Origin of the sequence: Phenylobacterium sp. (assembly GCF_044372605.1) — a bacterium.
In the GTDB taxonomy this organism is placed as follows: domain Bacteria; phylum Pseudomonadota; class Alphaproteobacteria; order Caulobacterales; family Caulobacteraceae; genus Phenylobacterium.
This window is the reverse complement of sequence record NZ_JBILRO010000340.1, coordinates 1-2,570: the sequence shown is the minus strand read 5'-3', so window position 1 is coordinate 2,570 and position 2,570 is coordinate 1. Positions and strand designations below refer to the sequence as shown.

Here is a 2,570-nt window from a genome sequence, read left to right as displayed (position 1 = left end):
CAGGATGCGGTCGCACACCCACTGGCGATGGCATCTCGACGAGGTCTACGTGAAGATCAATGGCGAGATGCGCTATCTGTGGCGGGCCGTCGACCACGAGGGCGAGGTGCTGGAATCCTACGTCACCAAAACCCGGGACAAGGCCGCAGCTCTCGCCTTCATCAAGCGGGCGCTGAAGCGTCACGGCCGGCCGCAAGCTGTGGTGACGGACGGGCTGCGATCGTACAGAGCCGCCATGAAAGAGATCGGCAGCACCGACTGTCAGGAGGTGGGCAGCTGGCTCAACAACCGGACGGAAAACTCACACCAGCCGTTCCGACGACGAGAGCGCATCATGGAGCGATTTCGGAGGATGAAGACCCTCCAAAAATTCGCCGCCGTCCACGGCACGGTCCACAACCACTTCAATCAGGAACGCCACCTCATCAGCCGAGACCTCTATCGCGAGCGACGCTCAGCCGCCTTGGCTGAGTGGCGCGCCGTCATGGGCTAAGGCCAGGCCGGGGTTGGGGAATTTGCGCCAAACTGGAGACGAGTTGCCGTTGGGCTGACAGCACCAGCGACGAGTCGGGCAACAACTCGTCTCCGTTGGTGGAGCTGGCAGAACCCACAGGCCGCTGGACGTGACGAATCTGGCGCTCGAAATACCAGCAGCGGCGCCAATAACAGTTTGCGGCTTGCCCTACGTGGTGGAGGCTGCAGGACCCATACCCCCATCGGCGTGGCCCTGCTGGCGCGGGATCGCACCAGCAATCCTACCAACAAGTTTAATTGGGCGTGGCCAAGGCCCGCTTCGCGCGCTCACGGCCAGCGGCCAGCGGTTTCGGTCGGAAATCGCGATCATGGCGTGGGCGGCCGGACCCAAGGCCACCTCTCCCTTGCGGACGCCGCCCAGCCGTCGAGCCCGCTGGCGCAGAATCAGATGGCCAATGCCCGCTCCAGATCCGCGTGCTCGAAGGCGCTTTGCATACGCCGGACCTCAGCGGGCCGGGTGCCGGCCTCGGCGGCGACATCGCGCCAGACCCGTGTGGCCTGGCCGACCTGCGCGATGATCTCGCGTGCGGGTTTTGGACCAAGGCCGAAGAGTTCAGCGACCGATTCCACCAGGCCCAGGTCGCAGGTGCCTTCATCCAGATCGATGTTGGTGGTGAGGATGCGCGGCCGGACGTCGGTCGGCGTGGGGTTGAGGTCGTAGGCGGGCGAAAGGGTCCAGCCGCTTTGTCCCGCCCACAGGAAGCCGTGGTTTCGCAGATGGTCATCGACGTTGGAGATCAGGACGTTGAACACCATTCGCCGATAGAGCTCGACGGCGTCCTGCTTGGCCTGGGCGCCATGTCGGGTGAGCACATCGACCAGCTCGGGATAGCTGCCGCGTTCGCCGTCGCGCAGCCCCAGCATCGACAAGGCTGACAGAAAGGGAATGCGCGTCTCGCCATCTCGGTCGAAACGTCGGGACAGCAGAATGGACTTGTCCGCGACCTTCACCAGATCATGACGCGGCGTGCGGATGCCGGCGCGCTCGGCCAGCCTCAACGCCACCCCTTCCCAGAGCTCGATGCTGTAGTCGTCGGTCTCTTTGGGAAACTTAGCGATCGACAGGCTGCCATGCTGGTCGATCACCGAAGTTTTGGGGCGCGCGCCGCCCAGTGAGGAGCCGGGCGCGAAGATCATCGCGAGATCTTCGTCGGTCTCTTCATCGCGCAGGATGCGCTCGGTGACGCCCATCAACCGACCCAGCTCGACGAGGCCCGGCACACCGGTTTGGGTCGGAGCCCGAAAATCGGCTTCGCCGGGCTCGCGGAAGCGCAACGCGCCCAGCCGGGATACGTCGGCCACGCCCAGGAGGTAGTCGGCGTCCGAGAGCGCGCGCAGCGGGCGGCCGTCACGCTCGGCCTGGCGGCGTTCGGCGCGCTGCATCAGCCGGCGGCCCCAGGTGTCGGGCGCGGAATCGCCAATCGAGCCGAACATCGACAGGCCCGCGGCCGGCGCGAACGCGCCCTGGCCCAGGGTCAATGCGGGCTCCAGTGAAAAGCGGGCCGCGTCCGCCAACCAGGCGGGATGATATTCGAAGACCACGGCTTCCCCGCCGCGCCGCGGCTGACGGTGGAGCGTGCCGACCCGGCGCAGGCCGGCAGAGAAGTCGATGTGAACCTCAACGTCAGCCATGGTCGCCCGCTCTCACCCGCTTGAGCCGCACGCGCATGGGCAGGGCCTGGGACGCCATCGAGAGGCCGACCTCGTCCTGGCCCGGCGCGGCCATGTCTCCAAGCCGGTCCAGCAGACCCAAAGCCTGAAGCACCGCTGCATAGATGCCGATGCCCACGGCGTTGTCGCCAGCCTCTATCCGGCGCAGGGTGGAACGTGACGTGAAGGCGCGCTCGGCGACGACCTCCGCCGGCAAGCCACGACGCCGGCGTGCGTCCTTGATGTCGCCCCCTAGCTTGCGAAGGCTGTGGCGAACGGCAGTCGAGGGATGGTGTGGCGTTGCCATGATGGCACCTTCGCGCTCCGCTAATCACGGATTATGTATCACCAAGTTCTCATTAAAGTCAGTGGCTTAGAGGAACACC

3 protein-coding genes are annotated in these 2,570 nt (G+C 65.8%); 1 reads left to right on the top strand and 2 read right to left on the bottom strand.

Features of this window, described 5'->3' with window-relative positions; genetic code table 11:
• Positions 1-493, top strand: a 493-nt coding sequence (locus ACIQ42_RS17905; RefSeq protein ID WP_397423583.1) for an IS6 family transposase, incomplete at its 5' end; no start/stop codon positions are given.
• A 425-nt stretch (positions 494-918) separates the two neighbouring features.
• On the opposite strand, the gene ACIQ42_RS17900 is transcribed toward ACIQ42_RS17905, so the two are convergent.
• On the bottom strand, positions 919-2,166 hold the full coding sequence (locus ACIQ42_RS17900) for a type II toxin-antitoxin system HipA family toxin (RefSeq protein ID WP_397423582.1): 1,248 nt from the start codon (positions 2,164-2,166) through the stop codon (positions 919-921).
• On the bottom strand, positions 2,159-2,491 hold the full coding sequence (locus ACIQ42_RS17895) for a helix-turn-helix domain-containing protein (RefSeq protein WP_397423581.1): 333 nt from the start codon (positions 2,489-2,491) through the stop codon (positions 2,159-2,161). The genes ACIQ42_RS17900 and ACIQ42_RS17895 overlap by 8 nt, the downstream gene beginning before the upstream one ends.
• Between the last annotated feature and the right edge of the window lie 79 nt (positions 2,492-2,570).